This is a genomic window from Altericroceibacterium indicum (genome assembly GCF_009828105.1).
GTDB lineage: Bacteria > Pseudomonadota > Alphaproteobacteria > Sphingomonadales > Sphingomonadaceae > Altericroceibacterium > Altericroceibacterium indicum.
On record NZ_WTYQ01000018.1, the window covers coordinates 1 to 1,452 of the forward strand.

Sequence of the window (1,452 nt, forward strand, 5' to 3'; positions counted from 1 at the left end):
CCCGCCATTGCCATCGCTGACCTGGAGCACCACCGCATAGACATTCCCACCATCAAAGCTCGAGGGGGCTTCATAGTCGGGCGCGGTGATAAAGCTGAGCGCTCCTGTGGCGCTATCAACCGTGAACAGATCCTTATCCGCCCCACCGGCAATCGACCAGACGAGCGTATCGCCGCTATCGACATCACTGGCGCTGGCAATCATCACATTGCTGCGGTTCTCGGTGATGGTCACCGCATTGCTGCTGGTGATGACAGGCGCATCATTGGCATCTGTCACACTCACCGTGATCTGCTGCACCGTGCTGGTGGTGCCATCGCTCACCGTCACTTCCAGCTGATAGGCATTGTCCCCATCGTCATCGCCGGGCGCTTCATAATCAGGCGCCACCTTGAAGGACAGCGCTCCGGTGGTGGCATTGATCGTGAACAGATCGGCATCCACCCCGCCCGTCAGGCTGAAGGTCAGATCATCCCCTTCATCATCACTGGCCGTAATCGTCCCCACAGTCTTGGTGTTCTCCGCCAGGCTCAGACCCGATGGACCCGTCAGTACCGGCGCATCATTGACATCATTCACCGTCACCGTGACGCTCTGCTGCGTGGTCGTCACACCATCAGACACCGACACAATCACATCATAGACATTGTCCCCATCACTATCGGCCGGATTTTCAAAGTCCGGCGCCGCCTTGAAGGACAATTCACCAGCGGCATTGATCGTGAACAAGGCTCCATCTGCACCTCCTGCAATCGCATAGCTCAAACTATCGCCATCACTATCGCTGGCCACCACGCTCAGCACCGCTGTCGTGTTCTCATCCAGACTGACCGAACCACCGCTCGTAATCTCTGGCGCTTCATTCGTATCCGTCACTGTGATCGTCACATCCTGCGTGACGCTTTTGCCATTCCCGTCATCCACCGTGATGGTCAGGGCATAGACATTATCGCCATCACTATCGGCAGGGTTGGCGTAATCCGGCGCGGTCTTGAAGCTGATCTCTCCCGTCGCACCATCAATCGTGAACAGCGCGCCATCGCCACCTGGCTCAATCGACCAGCTCAGCGTATCGCCATCGGGATCTTCCGCCTCAAAGAGAACCGGACCCGCATCGCCTTCTATCACGGTCACATCGAGCGCGCTCGTGATCACCGGTGCTTCATTCACATCCGTCAGCGTGATCGTCACCGTGTCGCTGGTCACAATCGTCCCGTCAGACACACTCACTTCCACCACAAAGCTGGTCTGCCCCGCTTCATAATCAGGTGCCACCTTGAAGGACAGCGCTCCGGTGGCCGCATCGATCGTGAACAGATCGGCATCCGCACCACCTGTCAGGCTGAAGGTCAGCCCATCGCCATCATCATCTGTGGCTGCCACTGTGCCGACAGCCGTCCCATTCTCCGCAACCGTCAACGACAGACCACTCGTGATCACAGGTGCTTCGTT

At 57.9% G+C, this 1,452-nt stretch carries 1 protein-coding gene; it reads right to left on the reverse strand.

Going from position 1 to position 1,452, the window contains the following annotated elements; all coding sequences use genetic code 11:
• Positions 1 to 1,440 (reverse strand): cadherin domain-containing protein (locus GRI39_RS14345; RefSeq protein WP_160740416.1); only part of this gene is annotated, 1,440 nt, incomplete at its 3' end.
• Positions 1,441 to 1,452 lie beyond the last annotated feature (12 nt).